Source organism: Blautia sp. An46, from assembly GCF_002161645.1.
GTDB lineage: Bacteria > Bacillota > Clostridia > Lachnospirales > Lachnospiraceae > Blautia > Blautia ornithocaccae.
Genome location: NZ_NFIF01000003.1, coordinates 75,788 through 102,243 on the forward strand (window position 1 = coordinate 75,788; position 26,456 = coordinate 102,243).

At 43.3% G+C, this 26,456-nt stretch carries 22 protein-coding genes and 1 riboswitch; of the genes, 3 read left to right on the forward strand and 19 right to left on the reverse strand.

Annotated elements, in window-relative coordinates; all coding sequences use genetic code 11:
- Positions 1 to 4: 4 nt before the first annotated feature.
- Positions 5 to 769, reverse strand: a complete 765-nt coding sequence (locus tag B5G00_RS03730; protein WP_087268708.1) for an exodeoxyribonuclease III — start codon at positions 767 to 769, stop codon at positions 5 to 7.
- A gap of 240 nt (positions 770 to 1,009) precedes the next feature.
- On the opposite strand from B5G00_RS03730, the gene B5G00_RS03740 reads away from it, so the two are divergent.
- Complete coding sequence (locus B5G00_RS03740) at positions 1,010 to 2,425, forward strand: amidophosphoribosyltransferase (RefSeq protein WP_087268713.1); 1,416 nt, start codon at positions 1,010 to 1,012, stop codon at positions 2,423 to 2,425.
- A 170-nt stretch (positions 2,426 to 2,595) separates the two neighbouring features.
- On the opposite strand, the gene B5G00_RS03745 is transcribed toward B5G00_RS03740, so the two are convergent.
- The 9 genes from B5G00_RS03745 to B5G00_RS03785 form a co-directional block, all read right to left on the reverse strand.
- Positions 2,596 to 3,474 carry a YitT family protein gene (locus B5G00_RS03745; RefSeq protein ID WP_087268716.1) on the reverse strand — a complete coding sequence of 293 codons (879 nt, stop codon included), beginning with the start codon at positions 3,472 to 3,474 and terminating at the stop codon, positions 2,596 to 2,598.
- 9 nt (positions 3,475 to 3,483) lie between these two features.
- Entirely contained in the window at positions 3,484 to 4,470 is a 987-nt protein-coding gene (locus B5G00_RS03750) for a diaminopimelate dehydrogenase (RefSeq protein ID WP_087268718.1), read from the reverse strand.
- A 244-nt stretch (positions 4,471 to 4,714) separates the two neighbouring features.
- Positions 4,715 to 5,764: an NAD(P)-dependent alcohol dehydrogenase gene (locus B5G00_RS03755; RefSeq protein ID WP_087268721.1), complete on the reverse strand. Its 1,050-nt coding sequence runs from the start codon at positions 5,762 to 5,764 to the stop codon at positions 4,715 to 4,717.
- A gap of 206 nt (positions 5,765 to 5,970) precedes the next feature.
- A complete protein-coding gene (locus B5G00_RS03760) occupies positions 5,971 to 7,155 on the reverse strand; it encodes a phosphoribosylaminoimidazolecarboxamide formyltransferase (RefSeq protein ID WP_087268724.1) in 1,185 nt (394 codons plus the stop codon).
- Positions 7,156 to 7,213: 58 nt separating this feature from the next.
- Positions 7,214 to 7,927: an IMP cyclohydrolase gene (locus B5G00_RS03765; RefSeq protein WP_087268727.1), complete on the reverse strand. Its 714-nt coding sequence runs from the start codon at positions 7,925 to 7,927 to the stop codon at positions 7,214 to 7,216.
- Positions 7,928 to 7,987: 60 nt separating this feature from the next.
- A riboswitch (ZMP/ZTP riboswitch) is annotated at positions 7,988 to 8,066 on the reverse strand.
- Between the two features lie 98 nt (positions 8,067 to 8,164).
- Positions 8,165 to 9,364 carry a class I SAM-dependent rRNA methyltransferase gene (locus B5G00_RS03770; RefSeq protein ID WP_087269139.1) on the reverse strand — a complete coding sequence of 400 codons (1,200 nt, stop codon included), beginning with the start codon at positions 9,362 to 9,364 and terminating at the stop codon, positions 8,165 to 8,167.
- Between the two features lie 70 nt (positions 9,365 to 9,434).
- Entirely contained in the window at positions 9,435 to 10,019 is a 585-nt protein-coding gene (locus tag B5G00_RS03775) for a M48 family metallopeptidase (protein ID WP_087268730.1), read from the reverse strand.
- 1 nt (position 10,020) lies between these two features.
- A complete protein-coding gene (locus tag B5G00_RS03780; protein WP_087268733.1) occupies positions 10,021 to 10,923 on the reverse strand; it encodes an RluA family pseudouridine synthase in 903 nt (300 codons plus the stop codon).
- Positions 10,923 to 11,795, reverse strand: a complete 873-nt coding sequence (locus B5G00_RS03785) for a methionyl aminopeptidase (RefSeq protein WP_087268736.1) — start codon at positions 11,793 to 11,795, stop codon at positions 10,923 to 10,925. Before B5G00_RS03785 ends, B5G00_RS03780 begins: the two co-directional genes overlap by 1 nt.
- Before the next feature lie 268 nt (positions 11,796 to 12,063).
- Here B5G00_RS03785 and B5G00_RS03790 point away from each other — a divergent pair, with 268 nt between their 5' ends.
- Positions 12,064 to 12,909: a DUF368 domain-containing protein gene (locus B5G00_RS03790; protein WP_087268740.1), complete on the forward strand. Its 846-nt coding sequence runs from the start codon at positions 12,064 to 12,066 to the stop codon at positions 12,907 to 12,909.
- A gap of 454 nt (positions 12,910 to 13,363) precedes the next feature.
- On the opposite strand, the gene B5G00_RS03795 is transcribed toward B5G00_RS03790, so the two are convergent.
- The 3 genes from B5G00_RS03795 to B5G00_RS03805 all read right to left on the reverse strand — a co-directional run bounded on the left by B5G00_RS03795 (position 13,364) and on the right by B5G00_RS03805 (position 17,428).
- Positions 13,364 to 14,251 (reverse strand): DegV family protein, encoded by an 888-nt coding sequence (locus B5G00_RS03795; RefSeq protein WP_164496683.1) that lies wholly within the window; start codon positions 14,249 to 14,251, stop codon positions 13,364 to 13,366.
- Between the two features lie 92 nt (positions 14,252 to 14,343).
- A complete protein-coding gene (locus B5G00_RS03800) occupies positions 14,344 to 16,761 on the reverse strand; it encodes a glycoside hydrolase family 3 protein (protein ID WP_087268744.1) in 2,418 nt (805 codons plus the stop codon).
- Positions 16,762 to 16,789: 28 nt separating this feature from the next.
- Positions 16,790 to 17,428, reverse strand: coding sequence for a GNAT family N-acetyltransferase (locus B5G00_RS03805; protein ID WP_087268747.1), 639 nt, complete (start codon positions 17,426 to 17,428; stop codon positions 16,790 to 16,792).
- 214 nt (positions 17,429 to 17,642) lie between these two features.
- Between B5G00_RS03805 and B5G00_RS03810 the strand changes: the two genes are divergently transcribed.
- Positions 17,643 to 17,981: a helix-turn-helix domain-containing protein gene (locus B5G00_RS03810; protein WP_087268751.1), complete on the forward strand. Its 339-nt coding sequence runs from the start codon at positions 17,643 to 17,645 to the stop codon at positions 17,979 to 17,981.
- 91 nt (positions 17,982 to 18,072) lie between these two features.
- On the opposite strand, the gene B5G00_RS03815 is transcribed toward B5G00_RS03810, so the two are convergent.
- The 6 genes from B5G00_RS03815 to B5G00_RS03840 form a co-directional block, all read right to left on the reverse strand.
- Positions 18,073 to 19,203, reverse strand: coding sequence for a DUF3048 domain-containing protein (locus B5G00_RS03815; RefSeq protein WP_087268754.1), 1,131 nt, complete (start codon positions 19,201 to 19,203; stop codon positions 18,073 to 18,075).
- A gap of 111 nt (positions 19,204 to 19,314) precedes the next feature.
- Positions 19,315 to 21,819 (reverse strand): YfhO family protein, encoded by a 2,505-nt coding sequence (locus B5G00_RS03820; RefSeq protein WP_087268757.1) that lies wholly within the window; start codon positions 21,817 to 21,819, stop codon positions 19,315 to 19,317.
- Positions 21,800 to 23,386, reverse strand: coding sequence for a hypothetical protein (locus B5G00_RS03825; protein ID WP_087268760.1), 1,587 nt, complete (start codon positions 23,384 to 23,386; stop codon positions 21,800 to 21,802). The genes B5G00_RS03820 and B5G00_RS03825 overlap by 20 nt, the downstream gene beginning before the upstream one ends.
- A complete protein-coding gene (locus B5G00_RS03830) occupies positions 23,383 to 24,336 on the reverse strand; it encodes a glycosyltransferase family 2 protein (RefSeq protein ID WP_087269145.1) in 954 nt (317 codons plus the stop codon). Before B5G00_RS03830 ends, B5G00_RS03825 begins: the two co-directional genes overlap by 4 nt.
- 145 nt (positions 24,337 to 24,481) lie before the next feature.
- Positions 24,482 to 24,904 (reverse strand): GtrA family protein, encoded by a 423-nt coding sequence (locus B5G00_RS03835; protein ID WP_087268763.1) that lies wholly within the window; start codon positions 24,902 to 24,904, stop codon positions 24,482 to 24,484.
- 63 nt (positions 24,905 to 24,967) lie between these two features.
- On the reverse strand, positions 24,968 to 26,452 hold the full coding sequence (locus B5G00_RS03840; RefSeq protein ID WP_087268766.1) for a glucosyltransferase domain-containing protein: 1,485 nt from the start codon (positions 26,450 to 26,452) through the stop codon (positions 24,968 to 24,970).
- Positions 26,453 to 26,456 lie beyond the last annotated feature (4 nt).

Consider the following 26,456-nt stretch of genomic DNA (forward strand, 5'->3'; position numbering starts at 1 on the left):
CTGTCTATTCTCCCTTTAAATCAATCTGTACCTCTACCGGGCAGTGGTCTGAGCCGAAAATCTCCGTATGGATCCCCGCTGAGATCAGCTTTTCCTCCAGTCTTTTGGACACACAGAAATAATCAATACGCCACCCTGCATTTTTCTCCCTGGCCTTAAACCGATAGGACCACCAGGAATAGATCCCGGTCTCTTCCGGGTAAAAATACCGGAAAGTATCTGTAAATCCAGCCTCCAGAAATTCTGTGAATTTTCCTCTCTCCTCGTCTGTAAATCCTGCATTGTGACGATTAGTTTTAGGATTTTTCAAGTCAATCTCTTTATGAGCCACATTCAGGTCTCCGCACATGACCACGGGCTTTTTCTCATCCAGCCCTTTTAAATATGCCCTGAAGTCGTCTTCCCACTTCATCCGGTAGTCCAGTCTTGCCAGCTCGTTCTGGGAATTTGGAGTATATACCGTAACCATATAGAAATCCGGATATTCCAGAGTGATCACACGCCCCTCCTGGTCATGCTCCTCTATTCCAATACCATAAGTGACCGACACAGGCTCCTTTTTGGTAAAAATGGCCGTTCCGGAATACCCTTTCCGCACTGCATAATTCCAGTAACAGTGGTATCCTTCCGGAGCAAAATCAATCTGTCCTTCCTGAAGCTTTGTCTCCTGGAGGCAGAAGAAATCTGCATCCGCCTCCTGAAAATATTCAATAAATCCCTTCTGCACACAGGCACGGAGCCCGTTTACATTCCACGAAATAAATTTCATTCTTTTCTCCTTTTTCATTGTCTGTTTGCACAGCTTTTTCCCCATTATACACTATTTTTTCTCTGTTGCGAAGGAAAAAACTTTTCATAAACGTCTTTACGAATCCGGAAATTCCTGTATATAATAAGGGGTAGACTTTAATCGCAGCAGTTTTCCCGGCGCCATTGGCCAGACCGTAACTCTGGTTTCCCCAGCCGTTGTACTGCTGCTTTAAATCTGTAGTAGAAAAGGAGAACAACCATGGGTGGAATTTTTGGAGTAACATCAAAGTCCAGCTGTACTTTGGACTTATTTTTCGGAACTGACTATCATTCTCATTTAGGCACCAGAAGAGGCGGTATGGCCGTATACGGCAAAGACGGCTTCTCCCGCTCCATTCACAATATCGAGAATACCCCGTTCCGTACAAAATTTGACGGAGACCTGGATGAACTGGAAGGCAACTCAGGTATTGGCTGTATCTCAGATACAGAACCCCAGCCCCTCCTGGTACAGTCCCATTTAGGCAGCTTTGCTATTACCACAGTAGGAAAGATCAACAACATGGACGAGCTGGTAGATTTGTCTTATAAAAACGGCTGTACACATTTTCTGGAGATGAGCGGCGGAAGCATCAACCCTACAGAGATGGTAGCCTCTCTCATCAATCAGCAGGCCAGTATCACCGAGGGAATCCGCTATGCTCAGGAAAAAGTAGAGGGTTCTTTAACCCTGCTGGTTCTGACTCCTGAAGGAATCTATGCAGCCAGAGATCGTATGGGACGCACCCCTCTGGTCATTGGAGAAAAAGATGGTGCCCACTGTGCCTCTTTTGAGAGTTTTGCTTATCTGAATCTGGGATATGAGACCTTAAGGGAATTAGGTCCCGGTGAGATTGTCTTTCTTACCCCTGAGTCTGTGCAGACACTCTCAGAACCCTTAAATGAAATGAAAATCTGTTCTTTCCTGTGGGTATATTACGGCTATCCTACCTCTACCTATGAGGGGGTAAATGTAGAAAACATGCGCTATGAATGTGGAAAGAGACTGGCTCAGAGAGATTCCCTGAGAGAACATGTAAAGCCTGACCTGGTAGCCGGCGTACCGGACTCTGGAACCGCCCATGCCATTGGCTATGCCAATGAATCCGGAATCCCATTCTCCCGCCCATTTATCAAATATACACCAACCTGGCCCCGTTCCTTCATGCCTTCCAGACAGGAACAGAGGAACCTGATCGCCAGAATGAAGCTGATTCCTGTAGAAGCTCTGATCAAAAACAAGAGCCTGCTGCTCATCGACGACTCCATTGTCCGTGGAACACAGCTTCGGGAAACTACAGAATTTTTATATAACAGCGGAGCCAAGGAAGTCCACATCCGTCCGGCCTGCCCGCCTCTGCTCTTTGGCTGTCCCTTCCTGAATTTCTCTCGTTCTAAATCCGAGATGGATCTGATCACCAGACGGATCATTGCCAAAAGGGAAGGAGACAATGTCAGCCGGGAGGTTCTGGATACCTATGCAGATCCGGATTCCCAGAATTACAAAGAGATGCTGGAAGATATTGAAAAAGAACTGAACTTTACAACTCTTCACTTCCACCGTCTGGACGACCTGCTGGCTTCTATCGGCATAGAGCCATGTAAGGTATGTACTTACTGCTTTAATGGGAAATAAGCAATAGTCCCCATACTTTTCACATTGCCATAAATAAGCAAACCACCAGTTTTGATGGCCTTCTCTTTGAGAATTTTCCATCAAAACTGGTGGTTTCTTTTTCCTAGCAGTTCCCTACAAACCTGGTTATAACCGTCACAAACAGGAAATCCTCTCCTGTCCCGGCCCTGCTAATAGTTTTCTTTCTGGTAAAACCGTCCCATAAGTATATCTGTCTTTACTACATTTACAAATGCATGGGGGTCTGCCAGCATGACCTTTCTTATAAGCACCTTTGCCTCTGTACTGGAAACTACGGAGTAGATCATTTTTCTTCCTTCATTGGAATACATACCCGTGGCAGAAAATTCCGTAGCACTGTGATTGGTCACTTCATAAATGGCATCGTATACTGCTTTGGGACTATCCGTAACTATAAACAGTGTTACTTTATTGTAGGCCTGATACAGCAGATGGATGGTCTGAGTAGAAGTAAACTGGAAAATAATGGAGTAAAGAGCCTTGTCCCATCCAAAAAGCATACCCGCCAGAAGCAGAACTACTCCATTTCCCATAAGGATATAATTCCACACGTCCTTATTCTTTTTCTCTGCAAAATATACAGCAATAAAATCTGTCCCGCCTGTAGAGGTTCCTCCTATCAGCGCCAGGCTGATGGCAGCTCCATTTATCAGTCCGCCAAAGATACTGATCAGCAAAATATCCTGAGTGATTGGAACTGAAGGCACAATATCTGTCAAAACACTGGTTACTACAATAATCAGACTGGTATTTAAGGTAAATTTCTTTCCTATCGCCTTAAAGCCTATAATCGCCGGAACTGCATTCAAAAGCAGACTCACCGGAGCAAAAGGAAGAGGGATTCCCAAAAACTGGTCAAAAACTGTCTGAATCAGTCTGGTGACTCCGTTAAATCCTCCCGGATATAAGCCGCCGGCCTGTACAAAAGTTTTAATATTCACAGCCATGATCGCTGCGCTTATAAGACCAAAGATAAGCCTTTTTACTTCTCTTTTGGGGTCTATTTTCGAATTCACATTTTTCTTCATAACCTTCTCTTAAAGCATATGGGCGCGAAGTTCCTCAGGGGACTGCGCACTTAAATATACTGGTGCAATATCAAATACTGTCTTGCAGCCTGTCTGTCCTTCTTTATTCAGGCGATATACAGCCCTTGCATAAGCAGCAATAACAGAAGATGTGAATTCCGGATTGGAATCCAGTTTCAGGCTGTACTCGATGACATGATTATGCTCGTCATCCCATCCTGTCTTTCCTGTACGGATCACAAATCCTCCGTGAGGAAGTCCTGCATGGTCTCTCTTCATTTCCTCTTCTGAAATAAAGTGTACAGTGGTATCATACTCATCAAAATAATTTGGCATAGTCTTGATCTCATTCTCAATTCTTGCCTTGTCAGCCCCTTCTTTTGCTACCACAAATACCTCTCTGGTATGTTTTTCTCTTGTAGTCAGTTCCGGATTCTCACCGTTTCTTACAGCTTCCAATGCTTTTTCCACAGGAATGGTATACTGTCTGGCGTCGATAACGCCTTCGATCCTTCTGACTGCGTCAGAATGCCCCTGGCTTACTCCTTTACCCCAGAAAGTATAGTCCTTTCCAGTAGGCATGATAGCGTTGGCATACAGGCGGTTCAATGAAAACATTCCTGGGTCCCATCCTGCAGAAATCAGAGCTGTTTTTCCACTTTCCTTTGCAGCCTTATCTACTGCTTCAAAATGCTCCGGGATTTTTGCATGGGTATCAAAACTGTCCACTACATTAAAATATTTCGCAAATTCAGGAGTCTGTACAGGAAGGTCTGTAGCACTTCCTCCACAGAGGATCATCACGTCAATGTCATCTTTCATATTAACAGCCTCGTCTACATGATAAACCTTTGCCGTCTCTGTAAGAATTTTTACAGAAGCAGGGTCTCTCCGTGTAAAAACTGCTTTCAGTTCTAAATCCGGGTTATGCTTAATCGCACACTCTACGCCTCTGCCCAGATTCCCGTATCCTAAAATTCCGATTCTGATGCTCATATCTCATTCTCCTATCTTTCTGTATAATATCCGGCAGAGAATATCCTCTGCCACTTTCAAAGTATACCAAACTGAGAGGCATTGTCAATGCAGAATCCGAAACTTTACATAGCCTCCTGCAGCAATCTGCCCCGTGTATTCCACTGCTGAAGCTCTGCTTTTAAGGCATAAAAAGGCAGACATCTTTTCTGAAATCCAGAAAAAATGCCTGCTCTCCTTATGTAACTTCTCTTTAATTTACAGCTCAGTCGTGAATTCTGATAACAGCCTTCACAATATCTGCCTTATTCTTAATGGATTCATCCATGGCAATATCTGCCTGATCCAGAGGATATTCCTTTGTAACAATACCTTTCAGATTTACCTTTCCATCAGCCACTGCCTGGATTGCCATAGGATAAATATTTCTATAACGGAATACAGTCTTAAAAGTCAGCTCCTTATTCAATGCAACACTCATAGGCAGAGTAACTTCTCCGCTCTTGCTGTAACCTACAAATACTATGGTAGAACCATTTTTCGCAATCTCGATTGCCTGTCTGGAAGTGATTTCAGAACCAGCAGTCTCAATGACCAAATCTGTTCCTTTTCCATCTGTAAGCTTCCGGACTTTTGCTGCAACATCTTCTTTCATTCCATTGATAACACCGGTTGCTCCCAGTTCCATAGCCTTGTCCAGACGTTTATCCATCACATCTACCACATAAACTTCGCTGACTCCTCTGGCTTTCAGGGCCATCATAGACACAAGGCCGATACAGCCGGCACCCATAACTACAGCCTTCTGCCCCAGATGCGCATCTCCCTGAATAGCTGCATGAAATCCTACAGCCAGAGGCTCTATAAGAGCGCCCTCCAGGGTGCTTACGTTGTCTGGAAGTTTAAAGCACAACGCTGCCTCATGAGCAACATACTCCTGAAACACACCATCCACCGGAGGCGTTGCGAAAAAGACTACATCAGGGCAGAGATTATACTTGCCCTCTTTGCAGAATTCACAATGTCCGCAGGTTTTTCCCGGTTCCAGAGCAACTCTGTCGCCAACCTGAAGATGCTTTACATCTTTACCTACTTCCACTACCACTCCTCCAGGCTCATGGCCCAGAACAAAAGGCGGCTCCACAACAAAATCCCCAATAGCCCCTGTTTCATAGTAATGAAGATCGGAACCGCAGATTCCCACATAATCCAGTTTTACCAGCACTTCATCATCCTTCGGCACCGGAATTGGCCTCTCTTCAAATTCGATCTTCTGAATGTCGGTCATTACCGCCACTTTCATTTTGCCTTCCATAATCCATACCTCCTGTTTTGTGAGACCGCCCTTTTTCCCGGACAGTCTCACCAATTCTCTAGTCGTAATGATAGCCTAATTATAATCCCCGCTTTTCCATACTTCAAGTAAATTTCCTGACATTTTCCATGAAAAAATTGACAATTTATCTGGATATTTCTTGTCAGAAATGGCCTTTTACTTTCCTAAAAACCCCCCAATGATTTTTAGTGATGGAACAGACGTATTCCGGTGAACGCCATTACCATATCATATTTATTGCAGGTTTCAATCACTGCATCATCACGAACAGAACCACCTGGTTCCGCCACATATTTAACCCCGCTCTTATGCGCTCTCTCAATATTGTCTGAGAAGGGGAAGAAAGCGTCAGAACCCAGAGTAACCTCTGTCATCTTATCCAGCCATGCTCTCTTTTCTTCTCTTGTAAATACCTCTGGCTTCTCTGTAAAGGTTTTCTCCCACTGACCGTCAGCCAGTACATCCATATACTCCTCGCCGATATACACATCAATGGCATTATCCCTCTCAGCACGGCTGATGGTATCTTTAAAAGGCAGTTCCAATACCTTCGGGCACTGTCTCAGCCACCAGTTATCTGCCTTCTGTCCTGCCAGACGTGTACAGTGTACACGAGACTGCTGTCCTGCTCCTACGCCAATTGCCTGGCCGTCTTTTACATAGCATACAGAATTGGACTGGGTATATTTCAGGATGATCAGAGAAATCTTCATATCCCTCCTGGCTTCTTCTGTCAGCTCTTTGTTCTCTGTGACAATGTTAGAAATCAGCGCATCGTCAATAGCCAGTTCCTGACGTCCCTGTTCAAAAGTAACGCCGTAAACTTCCTTATGTTCCAGAGGTGCCGGTACAAAATCCGGATCAATCTCAATGACATTGTAATTGCCCTTTTTCTTTAGAGCAAGAATATCCAGTGCATCCTGGGTATATCCCGGAGCGATGACGCCGTCAGAAACCTCTCTCTTGATCAGCATAGCCGTATCTCTGTCGCACACGTCAGAAAGAGCGATAAAATCTCCAAAAGAAGACATACGGTCAGCCCCTCTGGCCCTTGCATAAGCGCAGGCAAGAGGTGAAAAGTTTTTCCAGTCCATATCATTAACCCAGTAGATTTTTGCCAGCGTCTCTGTAAGGGGCAGTCCCACAGCAGCGCCTGCCGGAGACACATGCTTAAAGGATGTAGCTGCCGGAAGTCCTGTTGCTTTCTTTAAATCTCTTACAAGCTGCCAGCCGTTAAAAGCGTCCAGGAAATTAATGTATCCCGGCTTTCCGCTGAGAACCTTGATAGGCAGGTCAGAGCCGTCTGCCATATAGATCTTAGATGGTTTCTGGTTTGGATTACATCCGTATTTCAGCGCTAATTCTTTCATATTCTAACTTCCTTTCCATTATCTGCATTATTGCTGTCCAGAGTATTTCTCTGATATATTAATTATTTTTATTCACGATCCTGGTTTCATATTTTCCTGTCTCAATGTCAATAAACCGAACAAACAGAGACACCTTATTTTCCTCATTCAGGCTCTCCCAGACCTCCTTTGTAAAGGCGTCAATATCACCGGAAATCCCCACTGCTTTCGGCTCTCCTTCAAAGCTTGGCAGAGGATTGCCGTCATGCATATAAGTATGGATAAAACGACCTTCTCCGTCTATCGGATTCTCATAAGCATAGGTAAATCTGCAGCAAGATTTCGGATCCCCATTATTGCTTTTTAAAATAGACATAGCATAATTATAATGTCCGTTTTCAATATGCATAATTCCTGAAATTCTAGGGGTGTAGTTTGGTCCGTCAGGCTCAAATTCACGGCTCCTTAAAGACTGCTCAAATGTCATCTGCTTGTCCATACCCTCGTAAATAGTATCTGTCTGGTCACCGTTTGTAACAATTGTTTTATTCCCAAGTACACGAACAGGAGCGTAAATGATCAGGCTGGGGTCTTCCATTTTTGAAGGGTCAAAAGCCTGGGTACGGATACCTTCTCCATCCTCTACAAACACACGGTTTCTGCTGTTGGCGCTTCTTCCCATAATAAAATAAGCAGCCACAGCTTTCTTTCCATCCGGGGTCTTCCCCAGCACGATACCTCTTCCCGGGTATGCATTATTTTTCAGTTCTTCTGACAATGACAGCATCTTCATGAATTTCTCTCCTTTACAGATATATAATAACTATAACAATGAAAAAAGCCCACTATCCGAGCATTCTGCCCAGACGGTCGGCTTCTCTCGCTTATACTCCCCGTGGTCATTTCCACTTCCGTCAGTCATATAAGCACTTAAAACATAACATCTATGTCAGAAAAAGTCAATAATTTTTGTGAGAAAATGAATATCCTCAATACTGACAATTTTACAGCTTCTTCAAAATTCCTTGTGCTACTCCTCACACACCTGGAAAATATAAAACTTCAGATAGTAAGAATCCCCCGCTCCCCACAAAATCGGATGATCCGCTGCCTGGGTCCTGAACTCTACCTGGCGCAGACGCTTATGGGCATTTCTGGCTGCCTGACCGATGGTCTGGGTAAACAGCTCATAATCCATGAAATGGGAGCAGGAACAGGTGGCCAGGAATCCTCTGTCCTTCACCAGCTTCATAGCCCGCAGATTGATCTCCCGGTATCCCCGTACTGCATTTTTGATAGAATTCCTGGACTTGGTAAAGGCCGGTGGGTCCAGGATCACCATATCATATTTCTCTCCCTTTTTCTCCAGCTCAGGAAGAAGCTCAAAAACATCTTCACAGATAAATTTCACCCTGTCTTCCAATCCATTGAGCTTTGCATTTTCTCCCGCCTGATGAACTGCCAGTTCAGAGGCATCTACTCCTGTCACTTCTGCAGCTCCGGCAATTCCCGCATTCAGGGCAAAGGAACCTGTATGAGTAAAGCAGTCCAGGACTCTGGCACCTTTGCAGAGCTTCTGGATTGCCAGACGGTTATATTTCTGGTCCAGGAAAAATCCGGTTTTCTGACCATCTTTAACATCCACCTGATATTTTACTCCGTTTTCCTCGATCTCCACCAGAGTATCGAAAGGCTCTCCGATAAATCCCTTTACACGTTCCATCCCTTCCTGGGCCCTGACCTTGGCATCGCTCCGCTCGTAAACTCCCTGAATCTGTATTCCGTCTTCTGCCAGTACTTCTTTTAAGACTTCTACAATGGTCTCCTTCATCCGGTCAATGCCAAGGGCAAGGGACTGGACCACCAGTACCTGAGAAAACTTGTCCACTACAAGGCCGGGAAGAAAATCTGCCTCTCCAAAAATAATCCTGCAGCTGCTGGTATCTACGGTCTTTTTCCTATACTCCCAGGCATCTTTCACCCGTGTTTTCAGAAACTCTCTGTCAATCTCCACATCTGTTCTTCTTGTCATCATCCGGATGCGGATTTTGGAATTCATGTTAATAAATCCTTTTCCCATAGGAAAGCCATCAAAGTCATGGACCAGCACAATATCTCCATTTTCAAAGCTTCCCATAATGCTCTCAATCTCATTGTCATAAATCCAGGGGCCCCCTGCTTTCAACGCTCTTCCCTCACCCTTTTTCAATGTTACAATTGCGTTACTCATTCTCTCATCTCCTGTCTTTCCATATTTCTTTCCTATCCTAATTAAAGCAAAGCCTTTTTTGCCACTGCGTCTATCTTCCATTCAGTTCTCTTCTTACCCTTTTCCAGTCAGGAAAAAAACGGTCCATATATGCCCAGAACTCCTTTCCATGTCCTGGCACCAGTAAATGGACCAGCTCATGGGTCACCACATATTCCAGACATTCTCTTGGACAGGCTGCCAGCTGAATGTTCAGCCATATCCTTTTCTTTACTGTATTGCAGCTTCCCCACCGGGTTTTCATATCTCTCAGCCGCCATTCTCTGGCGTGAAGTCCTGTAATCTGTTCACACTTCCGGATTACTTCAGGAAGTATTTCCGCAAGCTGCTTTCTGTATAGTTCCTTCTGCCGCTTCCGCTCTTCCTCAGAAAGCTCCTCCTCAGCCCAGGCAGCCCTGTTTTTCTCCAGTTTTTTTCTGGTATCCATAATCCAGTTCCATTTTTCTCTGACAAACCCTTCCACAGTTTTTACAGACATCCTCTCAGGGGCGGAAACCCGTATTTCTCCGTTGGCTGGTGAAATACGCAGATACATATTTTTTATTTTCTTTTTCTCTATCTGGATATTTTCTCCGTTAATCTGAAGCTCCACCAGTTTCTTTACATCCTTCTTCAATTCAGAGACTCCTTTTTGGGTTTTCAATCCTGCCCCAATGGTGTGGAGATGCCAGGACTTCTATCTTCTCCCCGGTAAAGGGCTGGCAGAATACTGCTCTCCGGCAATGGAGCGCCAGGCCTGAAAAATAAGGATTTTCCCCATCTCCGTAGAGCATATCTCCCAGAAGAGGATGCCCCAGCCAGGCCATATGCACCCGGATCTGATGGGTTCTTCCTGTATAAATTTCCCAGGCAGTTACTGTAGCATTGTCCAGGAACTCCCGTACTTCATAACGGGTGTCTGCCCTTTTTCCCCTGGCATCCACCTGCATTTTCATTTTTTCCCCAGGGATTTTTCCTATGGGCTCCTGGATTCTTCCCTCGTGATTTTCCAGCCGTCCTTTGACAATTCCCAGATACTCCTTCTGGAAAATTCCTTTTTCCTTCTGCTCTCCCAGTCTTGCCCCGGCAGTCTGATTCTTGGCCAGTATCACCACTCCGGAGGTATCTCTGTCCAGCCGCCCTATAATCCTTACAGGCCGGGGCTCTCCTCTTTTTTCAAAAAGACCTGCCGCCAGGTTCCCTAGGGAATCCCTATAGTGTCCCCGCCCCGGATGACAGGCTATTCCCGGAGGCTTATTTACTGCCAGAATGTCCTCATCCTCATAAAGGATTTCCAGCTCCCCATCCAGAGGCATCACTTTTCCACAGTCTGTCTCCTGCTCCTCCAGACATACTGTCAAAATTTCTCCAGGCCTTCCCACATATGAAATCCGCTGTTTCTCTCCGTTTATGCAGATTCCTTTTTCCCGGAATTTTGCCTGACTGATCTGTCTTTTTGTCAGCCCCAGATGCTTTTTCAGCACATAGTCCAGAGGCTGAAAAGCAGTGTCTTCATCTAAAATCAGTTCCAGGGTTTTCATTAATAAGCCAGAACCTCGTATCCATCTTCTGTTACCAGTACCATAATCTCCCACTGGGCAGAAGGTTTGCCGTCTTCTGTGTACACTGTCCAGCCGTCGCTGTCGTCTACAAAAATCTCATGGCCTCCCATATTGATCATAGGCTCAATAGTAAAGATCATGCCGGGAGCCAAAAGCATGCCCGTACCTGCCTTTCCAATATATCCTACCCAGGGATCTTCATGGAATTCCAGACCTATTCCGTGTCCTCCGATCTCCCGGACTACAGAATAGCCATTAGCGTGAGCATGGTCATAGACAGCCTGACTCATATCTCCCAGAAATCCCCAGGGCTTTACCTGCTCCAGTCCTTTTTCCACACACTCCTTGGTCACATCCACCAGACGCTGTTTCTCCGTTCCCACATCCCCGATGCAGAACATACGGGAAGAATCTGAAAAATAACCGTCCAATATCGTAGATACATCTACGTTTACAATATCTCCCTCTTTGAGCGTCACATCTTCTGAGGGTATTCCATGGCACACCTGGTCATTAATGGAGGTACACACACTCTTCGGATAGCCTTCATAATCCAGAGGCGCAGGGATTCCTCCTGCCTCTGTGGTGATCTTATACACCCAATCATCAATTTCCTGGGTGGTGACCCCTGGCTGGATATGCTCAGCTACATAATCCAGTACCGCTATATTGATTTTTGCACTTTCTCTGATTTTCTCAATCTGTGACGGAGTTTTAATGATCTCATGAGAAGGAATAAGCACTCCTTTATTCTCATACATCTTCAGTTTTTCATCAAAAGCCTCATGGCACTTTTTATATTTCTTTCCGCTGCCGCACCAGCAGGGTGCATTTCTCTCTAATATTTCCATATGTTTTTGTCTCCTTTTCCTATGTAACTGTCCCCTCCGTATACAAAAGAACCTTTCTATTCCTTTGGCGGCTGTCGGCTGCTCCTTGGTTATCCTCAGTGTACAAGGGGCCAAACGCCTCCTACACTGAGGGTAGTATATCATGATTTATTTTTCCAGGCAATAAACAGGAATATATTTGTTTTTACTTGAAAAACAGGAGAAAAGATAGTATAAATAATAAGGTCTGGAATAATTTGAAATAGAATTCAGAAAGGATCAGTAAAATATGAATAAGAATCAAAACAGCAAAATGACTCCTCTACAGTTCATTTTTCGTGTACTGCAGGGAGCGCTGATCGGGCTTGGTGCTGTACTTCCCGGCATTTCTGGAGGTGTTTTAAGCGTAATCTTTGGTATCTACAAGCCCATCATGGAACTTTTATCCAATCCCTTTAAAAACTTTAAAACCCATGTACCCAAATTAATTCCCGTTATTATCGGCGGAGTCATCGGCTTTCTGGGAGTGGCTAATATCCTGTCCTTTTTCCTGGAAAAATATCCGGATCCTTCCGTGTGTGTTTTTATCGGACTGATTACAGGAATGCTTCCTTCTCTGTTCCGCGAAGCAGGAGAACAGGGACGCAGCAAAGGTTCTTACATCTCTATGGCAGTATGTATGTGTGTTATCTTTACCCTGCTCATCGGTCTTCAGATGACTTCCATAGAAGTTGCCCCAAATTTCTTCTGGTATCTCTTCTGTGGATTTTGCCTGGCCCTCAGCATAATCGCACCGGGAATGAGTTTTTCTACCCTTCTCATGCCTCTGGGTCTGTATACGCCTTTTATTGACGGAATCGGACACTTCGATATGGGAATATTGATCCCCGGCGGTATCGGAGCTCTGGTAACTGTGATCTGCTTGGCAAAAGCGGTGAACGCCTTATTTGACAATTACTATTCCATCGCCTTTCACGGAATCATCGGTATTGTCATTGCCGCTACAGTCATGATCATTCCGTTTTCTGGATTTACATCCCCTGGAACAGCTCTGGTCAACGGAGTATGTATTATTATAGGAATCCTCGTCGCTCTTGCTCTTGATAAATTTAACAGTCGAGTAAAAGTGGAGTAATCTTCTAAATAGAAACAGCAAAGCCAGATGAAGCTTTTTATTTTCTGAGTTTTCATCTGGTTTTCTTTTGTTAAAAATTTTCAGATTTTTTAAGATTTATCACCATTTAAAACTGTTTATAATATATTTTATTTAAAATTTTCTATTTTTATTATTGACATATCCGAAATAGGCTGTTATAATTTAACCATAAAATAAATCAAAAGAAAAAAACAGAAAGGACTGATACCACCAAAAGATTAAATTACTACTCATAATTTTAAAGAAAGGACGGTACGGACCACCAGAAATTTAAAGAACATTTGAAATCGAAAAATACGAAAAGAGGTATCCGCCAATGGATAACGAAATACGTTAAAAGGCATCATTCAGAATAAAAAATTTTGAATGATGCCTTTTACATTTGCTGTAATCGCTTATAGAAAATTATAAAACGTACAATTAGCCAAATAGATTATTCTGTTCTCTCATCTCCCCAGAAAAACAGCGCTACAGTTCCCGGTCCTGTATGAGTTCCGATTACAGTTCCAATACTATTGATCAACACTTTTCCGTTAAGATTTGGGAATTTCTCTTCTACCATATCTGCCACTTTTCTGGCGTCCTCCATACATGCAGAATTGGAGATATAGCACTTGCCACTATACTCCAGACCACCCTGGGCATGTTCTTCCATTCTCTTAACCATCTCACGAATGACCTGTTTCTTTCCCCTGTATTTATTTCTGGGGATCAACTTCCCTTCGTTATTTACATTCATCAGAGGACAGATATTCAGAGCCTGTCCCAGAAAACCGGAAACTTTGGAAATCCTTCCTCCCCGGATAAAGCTGGTAAGGTCTGTAGAGAAAAACCAATGATGAAGCTTGTTTTTATTCTCCTCAATCCACTGAACATTTTCTTCCAGGCTCATACCCTTCTCCTGATTTTCCAGGGCCTTATCCAGAAGAAGTCCAAAACCGGAAGAAGCAGCTAAGGAATCAATTATCACGACTTTTCTGTCCGGATATTTTTCCTCCATCTGGACCTTCGCCATATTAGCAGAATTAATCGTGCCGGAAATACCGCTGGACAGCGTCAGGTGCATTATATCCTTCCCCTCTTTCAGGATTGGCTCAAACAGGTTTATATATTGCTCCGTATTGACCTGAGCCGTAGTGGGCTGAGCTCCATCTGCGATCATCCGATAAAAGTCTGGAAAAGAAATTGATTTCCCCAGATCATCCGGATATTCCTTTCCGTCAAGAAGGAAATGAAAGCAGGCATAAGGAACCTTTTTTTCCTCAAAATAAGAGGCTGGCATATCTGCAGTAGAGCAGCATGTAATTACATAGTTATTCATGAGTCTCTCCTCCCCTATTCATATTCATACAAATATATGTATTTTTATTTTATCATTTCTCTGCCGGCTTGAAAAGACTGATTCCGCTTCTGTCAGTGTGCCAGTTTCAAAATCATCTCCAGGATTCTTCTGGCGCAGATGGCTATTTCCTCCCTTGTGATCAGTTCTCTTTCCATGGCCATAAGCAGTCTGTCAGGATAACCGCAGCCCATTTTGATATCATTTCCCGCTTTTGCTTCTTTATAATGTTCTCCTCTGGTCCACCAGTCTGTGGTAACAATTCCCTTAAATCCCCATTCTTCTCTCAGGATTCCGGTAAGCAGATCCCAGCTTTCAGAAGCCCTGTGTCCATTGACCAGATTGTAAGAAGACATAATGGTCCAGGGATCAGACTCTTTTACCACGATTTCAAAACCTTTCAGATAAATCTCTCTTAAAGCTCTTTCTGAGACTCTGGAATCACTGTCTTTACGGTTTGATTCCTTATTATTGCAGGCAAAATGTTTTACAGATGCAGCCACATGCTGAGACTGGATGCCACGTACCATAGCTGCTCCCATTTTTCCTGCTACCAGAGGATCTTCTGAATAATATTCAAAGTTTCTTCCGCAGAGAGGGCTTCTGTGAATATTCATAGCCGGTGTCAGCCAGATTCCGATGTTGTTTTCCTTTACCTCACTTGCTCCTGCTGCTCCGACTTGTTCTACCAGCTCTGTATTCCAGGTGCAGGCCAGCATCGTGGCACAGGGCCAGGCTGTGGTATACACGCGGCACTGAGGCCTGATCCGCAGTCCTGCAGGACCGTCTGCCGTCATCACATTGGGAATACCATACTCTCTCAGATTTCCCATACCGTAGGTATTCGCTACACCGGTATTTGGCTGACCGCCCAGAAGATGAGCCAGATCTTCATCAGACAACTGTTCCATAAATGTATCCAGAGTAATCTTTCCCTCTGCTACTTCTGAAAGCATATGTTTTCCGGATTTTTCTATTTCTTCCCGCAGCATCTGTCCATAGCCCCTGTCTGCAGGTTCCATTCCTTCTAAGCGGTCCATATCCTGCTTTGGAAGTCCCAGAGGTTCCTGAATCTGTTCTCTTTCCGGAAGCATCTCATAAGATCCGTCCCCGGTAAGACGTTTTGGCAGTTTATATGGAGCAGATTTACTGGTCAGCTGGCTGACAATACGGTCTCCGTTCAGTACCCAGTCTTCTCTCCACTTTTCCAGATTCTCTGCAGAATTTCCCACATAAAAGCTATAACTTCCCCCTTCTAGAACATAGGCTGACTTGCTGACTTTTCCCAGGTCATCAAAAGAAGCCATATCCGATACTGAAAATGTCAGGATCATAGTCTGGGTCTCTCCTGCTGCCAGCAGACGGGTTTTCTGAAAAGCTCCCAGCTCCAGAGCCGGTTTGCCAAGTTTTCCCTGAGGTGCGCTATAATATACCTGGACCACTTCTTTTCCTGGGCGAAGCCCTAAATTTGTAACCTCTGCTTTAACACGTACCTGGTCATTCTCTACGGAAATGTTCTTTGTACAGATTTCAAACTCCGTATAGGAAAGGCCATATCCAAAAGGATAAATGACTTTTGCTTTCGCCTGTGAGAAAGATTCAAAATACCGGTATCCCACATAGACATCTTCCTCATAATTCACATAGTCCAGAGACTCATGGAATCCCTCAGAAGATGGATAGTCTTCCAGGGTTTGCGCAAAGGTGTCCGTCAGTTTTCCAGAAGGATTTACGTCTCCGCAAAGGATGTCCGCAGCTGCCAATCCTCCCTCGATGCCCCCCTGCCATGCCATAAGCACAGCGGAAAGACTTTTATCTTCCTTAAACCAGGAAGTGTCGATCATACCGCCTACATTCAGTACTACTGCTACATAAGGGAAGGTCTTTTTCACTTTCTCCACCATCTGCTTTTCTGCTTCGGTCAGACAAAAATCACCGTTCTCAAAAATGCTGGCAGAAAGTCTTGCAAGAGACTGATCTCCTCCTGCAAAAGCTTTATCTGCAATACTCTTTCTGTCCCAGCCTTCTCCAGAATACCGGCAGATTGTCACTACAGCCGTATCTGTAAAAGCTCTGGCCTGTCCCAGCAGCTCTTCCGGAACTTCCGGCTCCAGAGTCATTCCCGGACAGTAGCCCTTTGCATACTGAGCCTGAATTTCCTTTTCATAATACCCTGCAGCAGGCCAGAAAACCTCCACTTTTCCTTCCTGCTCCTTAATCCTCAGACCTTCCATAAGATTTCTGGTATAAGCCACGGTCACGTCTCCGCTTCCTCCGCCGCCCTTTACATAGTCCACTGCAGCCTTTCCAAAAACTGCCAGTTTCTGTCCTTTACAGAAGGGAAGCAGAGATCCTTCATTTTTCAGCAGCACCATTCCCTCTCCTGCTGCCTTTCTCGACAATTCAATATGCTCCCTGCATCCTGTCACTCTTGCACCCTCTTTTCCAAGGGGCAGACATGGCTGATAATTAAACCTTGACCACTTCTCCATAAGATTCATCCTCCTGCCTTATCGGCAATTATAATTCATATTTATAAATAAACATTTCCAGATGCTTTCTCTGGCCGTTTATATCCACAATCTTCTCAGAGGCACAGATCCTCTGACATCCTTTTTTCTCATAAAATTTATAGTCACAGGTTGTATCTGTAAAGAAAAAGAAATTCTTGCCTCCATTTTCTTTGATAAATGCTTTCGCATCTTCCCAAAGTTGAGTTCCCATACCTTTTCCTTTTTTGCTCCTGAGAATATTTAAATAGATCAGCTCACCATCAAACTTTTCTCCCTGTTCTTTAAACATTTGCCGGTTCTGGCGGTTCAGTTCCCTGAAAAGCTTCAGATTGCTCCGTCCTTCCTGGCTGAGTCCAAGGCGTATCCCATAGAAAAGTCCACGAAAATTCATAGTAAAATTTTTTCGTCCTTTTCCTTCTTTTCTTGCCAGAACCACTCCCACAGGCTTTCCATTTATGAGGGCCACTCTGGCAAAATTTTCCTGAGTAAGCAGACTTGCCCAATAAGATTTTTCCAACAGCCTTACCACTTTCTGATCTTTACATCTACGGCTGAATCCCCAGGTATCTCCCAGGATTCTTTCCATCTGTCTATAGTCCTCTTTTCTAAGTTCCCTATAGGTAATTTCCTGTTTTTTTTGCACCATATCCTGTCATTCTCCTTTGTCGCAATTGATGAGTCCATTATACCACTTCCATAAACAAGATTACAGAAGAATCTATTTCTCTCTTAAATGGATATATAAAAAATTCATAATATTTATAGTTTTTTAAACTCCTTGCATAATTTATCTGTTTACTCCATTTATTATTCACAGAATTTATGCATATAATATATAAAATTTTTCAGGAGCGTATAGTATGGACTACTCAAGGATTGGCTCAAGAATCAAAGAATATCGTGAAAAACAGAAAATGACGCAGCAGATGTTAGGGGAAGAAACAGACTATTCTGTCCAGCATATCAGTCATATTGAAACAGGAAAGACCAAGCTCAGCGTACAATGTCTTCTTGATATTGCTAATGCGCTCCATGTATCCGTAGATGAACTGGTATGTGGATATAATACTGCTTCCTCTGTTATTCTGGACCAGGAAATTAAAGAACTCCTGGATGACTGTACCCCTCAGGAGAAACAGATTATTCTGGAAACCATGAAAAGCCTAAAATCCAGCTTAAGAAAAAGCAGCAATACTTGAACATCTTTATCGAGCAAGAAAGATATTTCCATATGAGCATTTTTTTAAACAGGGGCTGGCGCACTTGATGCGTCAGCCCCTGTTCTCTCACTTACTGAAAAACAGCCTGATTTTTGTAATTTAACGCAATATAGCTTTTTCCTCTGTTAATGGAAATCTCCTGACCGGACTCATCGTAAAATCTCAGGTAGGAACTTTCATTATTGTAGTCCTTAGACCAAGTAATTTTCTGAACGCCTCCATTGGATACATAATATCCTACAGAATCTGTTCCTCCATCCCAGTCAATCTCTTTATGTCCCACACTGTCTCTCACAGAAATATCTGTTTCCAATACAAATACATTAGTAAAGGCCAGCTGTTCTCCGGTTTTTCCATCTACCTGGGCATCGCCATTGATCTGCTTCAAATAAACCTTATTCTCTGCATCATAAGTAAACTGTGAAGACTGCGCGCCGAAGTTAATCTGTACGCTGGTACAGTCACTGCCCTCTGGCTTGAGCTGTTCCTCCAGGCCGTTGAACTGGAAAGCAGGCCCCTTCTTGTCCTCATTCAGGTCTGTCCTCAGGCCCTGAGACTCAATATAAGAAACCAGCTTTGTTCCGTCAAAATATCCTGTATGTTCCAGAGAATATCCCTGATTCAGCCTGTCCTGGTCCCTGCCGAAAAGTCCGCCGGTATTGGTAATCCCTTCAATCTGGTCCATATTCAAAGCTTCCAGATAGTCCGCCATAGTATCATCAATTCCCCAGTTTACATAGAATGCATCAAATCCCTGGGAAAGAGCCGGGAAATAATAACGGCAGCTGCGGATGGGGCAAATTTGAGGCACCTGGGTATAATCGCCGTAAAGAGCCATAAATCTGGTAGCATCTCCCTCAACAGGAATTTCAAAAATAATATCTGCCTGTCCTACGCCATACTGAGGCATTGCGTAAGAAACATTATTGACCATAACAGCTACCGGCCGTTTTCCTATGGCCCCGTCTGTCAGGTCCGGTACTCCTGTAAGAAGGTTCTGATTAGCAGGAATCTCTTCCTGAGGCTCTACTGCAGAACCCTGTACTGCCCCCTGATCATCTTCCGTCTCTCCCTGTGAGGATTTTTCGGTCTGAGCAGTCTCATTCTGGCTCTGTTGTGTATCGTCCTTATGGCTGCAGGCTGCCATGGAACCTGCAAGAACAAAAGCTGCAGTGATCAGCATAACTTTTTTGAATTTCATTTATATTCCCCCTTATACATGTTGAAAGTTAGTCTGTATACATAGTCTCACACAGTCATTGTACGTGATAACTGTATGAATTGCAAGTTATAATCCCATTCTCAAAAGAATTCAACTTCTCTTCTTAGTAGAAATTCTGCACAATACCAGAAACAGACATATCCCTGCCACAGTCAATACCCATCCTTCTTTTACGCCTGGAACATGGTACTCCAACTCTATCTGGTTTTCTCCTTCCTCTATAGGAATCACAGTCAAGGCATTTGCGCCTCCAAGGACTTCTACCCTTTCTCCATTGACATAGGCATCCCAGCCTCCGTCATAGGGTATGGTCAGCAGCATCCAGCCCTCTTCATCAGATATATAGCTGCCGCTTACATAGCCGTCTTCGAAGTCTTCCAACTGGAGCTCTTTCTTCTGCAGCTCCTCTATGACCTCTTCAAAAACCTCCTGATCTAGATAATAAAAATATGGGAATACTTCCTGGTCTGTACCTGTATAATTGGTCAGAGAAATCCTATGGGGCTCATTTTCATTTCCTATATAAAACACCTTATATCCTAGCCAGGCTGCATAGTCGCAGCGATATTCTCCGTCAATATACAGCTGCAGATTCGGTATCCAGGAATCAACATAGCCATACAGCATATTCCTTCCTTCCTGGCCCTGGATCACAAAATTCAGAGAATTATTTTCAATCGTCATAGAATCATCTGCTCTTTTAAAAATCTCTACGTCTCTGCCCAGGATATTTGAGAAAAACTGGTTCTGGAATGCAAAAGGATCCAAAGATTCTGCATTCTCGAAAACAGTATCCTCTGTTTCCATACCAATCCCCAGCGCAAAAGGATTATAATATACCGCCTTTCCATTATACTCATCCATATCTTCCAACTTTATATAGCCAGGCACATCTTTTTCTGACAGTAAATATTTTACCCCAAATAAAGAGTCGGAAGGCAGGATAGCTTCGTCCATTCCTCCTAAGACCAGCTCCGAAGAATACCCCAGATCATACAGCATTCTGTTCACATCTGTATCATAAGCAGAAGAATAATGGGAAAGACTGCGGTATCCATATACCATTGCCTCGTTTAAATAGGCAGACAATCTTGTTCCGTTATCATTTCTTTTCTCCAGAGTATCCATACGGTAAAACAAGTCTTCTTCCCTGTCCTTCACCTGTTCTACCAGCTTTTCCTCGTTAAGAACATAGTTCTGATAATCAGATACGGATCCGTTTTCTCCGTAATTCACAGTAAAAGTAAGTACACCATTTACTAAAAGCTCTACTGCCAGGAATAGAGGTATCAGGTTCTTCGTAAATGAGAACTTTTTCACAAGAATAAAAAGCAGCAAATAGAGAACTAAGAACCCTATCGTGGCTCCAAATACCTTCCCATCATAGCCATTTTTAAAAGAAAAATATCCTGTCCCTGCCATGCAAAGCAGAAATATACTGATCATTTTCCAGTTTTTCTGCTCCCTTTCATAGTCTTCCGCTCCTCTGGCTGCCAGATGCAGCACCAGGAACGTTACTACAAAACCATAACGGAAAGCAAAGCTCTGTACCTGCCGGAAACCGCTCCAGATACAGTCAAGGGGTACCAGCCAGCAGCTGGCAAACATCAGCAGTACCACCAATGCTGATACAATTTTTTCTTTAAAGGTTCTTCTCCCAGACAGAAAATAGTAGAAGAAAAAGCCCAGAAAGATCAGTCCACAGTACAAAGAGACTGTGGGAACCAGTCCTCCTACAGCAAATCCCTGAAACACATCAAGAAAAGAGCCATGGGCAGCATACTGAAAAATAGAAGGGTCAAAGACCTCTTTTCCATTTTGAAGTCCTTTTACCACCGGCCAGAAAATAAAGCAGCTTCCCAGAAGTCCTGCCACCATAGTTCCTCCGCACAGGAGTCCGTCGATGAAAAATTTCTTTATTTCCTTTCCCCGGAAATTTTCACACTTCAAAATCCTTTCGTAAAGAAAATAAATCACGGCAAAAAGCCCCGTCATATAGCCGGTATACCAATTAATAGCTATGGAAAACAATACTGCCAGGAAAAGCCCGGCCTTTTTCCCATATTCAATGAATTCATAAACAGCCAGCAGTAAAAGAGGCAAAAGTATCACACCGTCCAGCCACATAATATTTGATGACTGGCGCATATTGTACTGCATAAGCCCGTAAGCCACAGAAAGCATTCCCCTCATTCCCAGGGAAAGCCCGGGAAATCTTCTGGAAAAATACAGGTTTGCAGTAACTCCGCATAATCCCAGCTTTACAGCGGTCAGCAGAAAAATGAACAGGGGCAGATGTTCTTTTTCAAAAAATATCACCAGAAGATTCAGGGGGCAGCCCAGATAATAGCCAAGCAGTGCCACCAGAGACCCTCCTGCTGATTTTGAAAAAGAATATCCGATATCTGCCTTTCCTGTCAGTACATCTTTGTAAAAAGCAAAGAAATCTACATACTGGACATCCTGGTCCCAAAGCAGGTTGGATTTTTCACCAAAGGGATAAAGGCCGCTGAAAGCCTGTATTAGAATAAAAATCCCTACTACAGCTCCAAATACCAGCAGCGGCAATATCCATTTACTTCTCCTCTTTCCCATGTTCTATTCTCCCTTTGATCTTAATTCTCATAAACTGATAAACCTGCTCCAGCCCCCAGCTTCCAAGAAGAAGGTATAAAGGCACATAGCAGTAAAGGTACCGGGCCCTCGCCTCAAATATCAGTTCAAAAAGGGTCAGCCCTACAAGGGCCAGCATAATGATAAATCCCTTCCTGCCCCAGTCTTTTTTTCGAAATACAAAGGCAAGAAAACAGCCTGCCAGCAACAGCATCCAGACCATCTGAGAATAGCTGCAGAAATAGGTATACCGCTCTCCATCGTAATAATACACAGACTTTAAAAAAGGAGACATGCCCTGATTTTTATTTTCCAGAATCTCCGTATAAAAACCGCCTTCTGCACCCCAGGCCCAAGTTCCGTCTCCATAATTAGACAGAAGCTTCTTTTCCAGATGTCCCAAAAGGCCTACGGGACCATAATCCTCCAATCTTTGCCGGATCATTTCTATATCTGCCTGAGTCCGCTCATCTGCAGGCTGACTGTAAGTATACTCTACATCTCCTTCTAAGAATCCTCCATTTGTTTCAGGATTTAACCCCATCATTACAAAGTGAGCCGGTCCGAAAGCCTCCTCTTTATCCAGCTCTATAGGTATCGAAGATACTGCAAGCTGGCATCCCAGAAACATAATGAAGGCCCCCGCCAGAGTACCTGCTACAGGCTTCCATCCTGGCCTTTTAACTTTCCCTTTCAAAAGGTTCAGACAAAGGATGATCACTGCTGCGATAGCTATGATCGCCAGCTGAGGCTTTATTTTATAGCCCAGCACAGCTACTGCTGCCATACACAGACATTTCAGCCAGATCATACGTCCATTTTGTGTCAAAAAATAAAGATACAGAAATAAGACCGGAAAGATAAGACCCATAGAATCCGAATACGGAATGGACACCCATGGAGATACACCTACGATCAACACATACATTCCCCAGGTATTCCAGGCCATTCTTAAAGAGCTGCTCCAAAGCAAAGCTGTTTTATATACCAGTAAACCAGTGAGAGCAGAAATAAGGCACTGCACTGTCAGTATTCCCATAATGCCTGTCCAGGCGTCTAAAATCCCAAACAAACTTCCCAGTTCCATGATCTTAGAAAAAATAAAAATCAACAGTATATTATTAGGATAGATAGAAAAGTAGTAGCTTTCATAGGTACTGCTGTCAAAAGACTGGCCTGCTGAAATCTGATAAGCAGTGTCGGTCAGCAATCCGGCATCCCATCCTGTAATAAAATAATAATTATATACAATATAAACCAGAAAAACAAAAAACAGGACAGTTCCTATCCGGATAAGCTTTTCTGAATTTTCTGTCCAATACTTTTTTATGCTCCTGGGACAGTATCCTTCCAGAAATCTTACGCCAGTCCATATCAGCAGTCCCAGCAAAAGATATATAAAATTTGGAAGAGCAAATTCTGCTTTATATGCATAGTCTATATTCCCTGCTGCTAAAAGTACAAGAAGCAAAATGATCAAAAACAGAGCTCCAAAAATCCAGCTTCCGCAATTCTCCAAAATATTTCCAATTTTCTCTCTCTTTTTCATGACTCTTTTCGATTCCTTTTTTCATCAGAAGTTCTTTCGCTGATAATATATCTGGGTCTGGCTTTTGTTTCTAAATATATCTTGCCAATATATTCGCCGATGACACCTAGAGACAAAAGCTGTATACCGCCCAGAAATGCCACAATGCACACCAGGCTTGCCCAGCCCGCTACCGTATGTCCCAGGACCTGCATAACAATAGCCCAGATGATCGCCAAAAATCCCAGTCCGGAAATTACAGCCCCCAGCCCTGTGATCAGCCGGATAGGTTTAATGCTGAGGCTGGTAATTCCATCAAAGGCCAAAGCCAGCATCTTCTTTAGCGGATAATGGCTTTCCCCCGCTATCCTCTCTCGGCGTTCATAGTAGACACTGGTGCTTTTAAATCCAACCAAAGGAAACATTCCTCTCAAGAAAATATTGACTTCCTTAAAGTCAGAGAAAGCCTCCAGTACCTTTGAAGATACCAGCCGATAGTCTGCATGATTAAAGACAACTTCCGCCCCCATCCAATTCATCAAATGATAGAAACTCTCTGCTGTAAATCTCTTAAAGAAAGTATCGGTATCTCTTTTACTTCGCACACCGTAAACCACCTCTGCTCCGTCCAGATAAGCGTCTACCATTTTATCCATGGCATTTATATCATCCTGTCCGTCGCAATCAATGGAAATCGTTATATCTGCCTGGTCTTTTGCCTCCATCAGTCCTGCCAGCACCGCATTCTGATGTCCTCTGTTCCTGCTCTGGGCAATCCCCTGATACCGGATATCCTTTTCTGATAATTCTTTGATAATCTCCCATGTCCTGTCTTTACTGCCGTCATTCACAAATAATATACGGCTGTCCTCATGGATTTTCCCATCTTTTTCAAGCTGTTCCAACTTTTGGAGAAACATGGGCGCTGTGATAGGAAGTACAGATTCTTCGTTATAACAGGGAATGATCATATATAATATGGGCTTTTCTTTCACTATTCTACCTCTCAGTCTGTATTTTTCTTCTCTTTAGCAATTCTAAATTCATAATCAAAATACTTTATTTCTAATATACAGAATCCAGAAAAACAAAATGTCTTTCTGGATTTCTCATATACTATTCACTTTTCTTTCTAAAGACAAACAGCCTCTGCCCTAAATAATTCAGGACTACGAAAAGGCACATTCCGGCCAGCATGGACAGATTTCCCTGTATCTTCTCGTTAAATCCGCTGAATATCCAGGATACTGCAGGTTTCGCTGCTCCATAGGCTATCAGATAGCAGATGGTAATATTTACCACAAAAGACAGGATCTGTCTCCAGGATTTTTCTTTGTTCTGGAAAGTAAAATACTTGTTCAGAAAATAACTGACAATACTTCCCACAATATAATTAGACGCAGAAGAAATCCAGTAGTTTACGGAAAAGACATTATACAGGATAAACATCAGGCCGGTTCCCACCAGAGTGTTGATCACTCCTACCATTAAAAATTTAATTGTTGTGATATCAATAAATTTCAGTAACTTCTTTATCATCTTTCTCTCTCCCGTACATTGGTTTCTCTGCAAATATAATTTTTTCCATGGTGCAGTTCCCTTTTAGTATAAACATAAATGGAGCGTATCCCCAATAAATACAATCTGTTCATCATCTAAATAATGCCAGTTTTTTCCTTTAAAATACTGCTCGTATACCTGAGGATCTCCTTCCTCTATTATATAATCTGTACCCGTAAAACGTTTGTACACATTGCCGGCCGCCCAGGTATTAGACATAACCCTTTCATTAATCGCACCGTATCCGGTGAGCCCATAATAAATTCCCAGAGGGCAGTCATCAGTATAGATGCATATTCTGTTAATCTGATTGCCTGTGTCATTTTCATAAATCCAGACTTGCTGAGCAATATAATTTACATCATAGTAGTCAATGCCTACCGAGACATAGTGACTTGTCTCCATCTGACAAGTGTTAAAATATTGTATCCCAAGAAACAACACCGCATAACCGGCTGCCGCATAAATTCTGATCCTGCTTTTATCTTCCAGCAGTAAATACAGAATCAAAATGATTCCCATACCGGCTCCCATAACATATACTGTTCTTGGCACCACACTGATATACACAGCTTCCGTCATCAGAAAAGGTGAAATTACCGCCAGTAAAAAAACTACAGCCACATAAAATACATGGAGCAGTCTTTTTATATCTTTCTTCATAATGACCAAAACTAAAACTGCCCCTCCTGCAATTATGCACATAACAAAATATACATATTTAGGCATGAAATTAGCCGTAGTCATCAGCAGATCAGCTATCTGCCCTACAGCAGCCTTTAAAGACTCCAGAATCTGCAGTTTTCCCGCTACACGAGCGGAACCTGCCAGCTTTGTCAAAATCACATTTGCCACACAGGGAATAAGATATGCTCCGCCGATCACAACTGTATTTTTTACAAACATCTTCACATTTGCAAAGGTATCTTTTGCCAGCAAAATCAGCAATACCGCTGTAATTCCAAAGGCCCCCTGATGCCCCATCATTCCTATTGTGCCAAGAAAAACCCCTAAAACAAAGCTTTTCCAGATTCCCCCTTCCAGAAATTTCAACACGAACTTTACTTCAAGAATGTTGAAAAAAATTCCCAAGCAGATAGCACCTGTATACTCTGGAAAGATAAAGTATTCAAGGACAAACAAGTTAGAAATCATCATGAAAGAGGAAAAGATCATTAGCAGCCAAGACAAATTATATTTTTCCTCAATCCTGGTCCTTTTTTTCAGCAATCCATATATTACAAGCTCTGCCAGAGACAGAAAAATAATGGCCATAGCCCAGGAAAGGGTCTTCTCCACCGCAAAACTGATATGAAAAAAACCAGAAAACAGGCAGATCAGAGTCATCAGCCAGCGTCCATTACTAAAATATAACGCTGCTGTATCTGCCCAGCCCACATTTTCAGAAACATAAGTATCTGCTGCAAAATGCTCCACGGAAAAAATACCATAAAAACACAGGTTCATCAGCAGAAACAATATTAGTATCCGGATTTTTTTATATCTTTCTTCTTTCAAGGGTTCCATGTAT

What these genes read in the sequence shown, in the direction of transcription:
- B5G00_RS03840 (WP_087268766.1), bottom strand. Translation starts at nt 26,452, where the DNA reads ATGGAACCCTTGAAAGAAGAAAGATATAAAAAAATCCGGATACTAATA.
- B5G00_RS03820 (WP_087268757.1), bottom strand. Translation starts at nt 21,819, where the DNA reads ATGGGAAAGAGGAGAAGTAAATGGATATTGCCGCTGCTGGTATTTGGA.
- B5G00_RS03755 (WP_087268721.1), bottom strand. Translation starts at nt 5,764, where the DNA reads ATGGAAGGCAAAATGAAAGTGGCGGTAATGACCGACATTCAGAAGATC.
- B5G00_RS03785 (WP_087268736.1), bottom strand. Translation starts at nt 11,795, where the DNA reads ATGGAAATATTAGAGAGAAATGCACCCTGCTGGTGCGGCAGCGGAAAG.
- B5G00_RS03780 (WP_087268733.1), bottom strand. Translation starts at nt 10,923, where the DNA reads ATGAAAACCCTGGAACTGATTTTAGATGAAGACACTGCTTTTCAGCCT.
- B5G00_RS03750 (WP_087268718.1), bottom strand. Translation starts at nt 4,470, where the DNA reads ATGAGCATCAGAATCGGAATTTTAGGATACGGGAATCTGGGCAGAGGC.
- B5G00_RS03770 (WP_087269139.1), bottom strand. Translation starts at nt 9,364, where the DNA reads ATGAGTAACGCAATTGTAACATTGAAAAAGGGTGAGGGAAGAGCGTTG.
- B5G00_RS03835 (WP_087268763.1), bottom strand. Translation starts at nt 24,904, where the DNA reads ATGATAAAGAAGTTACTGAAATTTATTGATATCACAACAATTAAATTT.
- B5G00_RS03790 (WP_087268740.1), top strand. Translation starts at nt 12,064, where the DNA reads ATGAATAAGAATCAAAACAGCAAAATGACTCCTCTACAGTTCATTTTT.
- B5G00_RS03830 (WP_087269145.1), bottom strand. Translation starts at nt 24,336, where the DNA reads ATGATCATTCCCTGTTATAACGAAGAATCTGTACTTCCTATCACAGCG.
- B5G00_RS03765 (WP_087268727.1), bottom strand. Translation starts at nt 7,927, where the DNA reads ATGAAGATGCTGTCATTGTCAGAAGAACTGAAAAATAATGCATACCCG.
- B5G00_RS03810 (WP_087268751.1), top strand. Translation starts at nt 17,643, where the DNA reads ATGGACTACTCAAGGATTGGCTCAAGAATCAAAGAATATCGTGAAAAA.
- B5G00_RS03800 (WP_087268744.1), bottom strand. Translation starts at nt 16,761, where the DNA reads ATGGAGAAGTGGTCAAGGTTTAATTATCAGCCATGTCTGCCCCTTGGA.
- B5G00_RS03825 (WP_087268760.1), bottom strand. Translation starts at nt 23,386, where the DNA reads ATGAAAAAGAGAGAGAAAATTGGAAATATTTTGGAGAATTGCGGAAGC.
- B5G00_RS03815 (WP_087268754.1), bottom strand. Translation starts at nt 19,203, where the DNA reads ATGAAATTCAAAAAAGTTATGCTGATCACTGCAGCTTTTGTTCTTGCA.
- B5G00_RS03795 (WP_164496683.1), bottom strand. Translation starts at nt 14,251, where the DNA reads ATGAATAACTATGTAATTACATGCTGCTCTACTGCAGATATGCCAGCC.
- B5G00_RS03730 (WP_087268708.1), bottom strand. Translation starts at nt 769, where the DNA reads ATGAAATTTATTTCGTGGAATGTAAACGGGCTCCGTGCCTGTGTGCAG.
- B5G00_RS03745 (WP_087268716.1), bottom strand. Translation starts at nt 3,474, where the DNA reads ATGAAGAAAAATGTGAATTCGAAAATAGACCCCAAAAGAGAAGTAAAA.
- B5G00_RS03740 (WP_087268713.1), top strand. Translation starts at nt 1,010, where the DNA reads ATGGGTGGAATTTTTGGAGTAACATCAAAGTCCAGCTGTACTTTGGAC.
- B5G00_RS03805 (WP_087268747.1), bottom strand. Translation starts at nt 17,428, where the DNA reads ATGGTGCAAAAAAAACAGGAAATTACCTATAGGGAACTTAGAAAAGAG.
- B5G00_RS03760 (WP_087268724.1), bottom strand. Translation starts at nt 7,155, where the DNA reads ATGAAAGAATTAGCGCTGAAATACGGATGTAATCCAAACCAGAAACCA.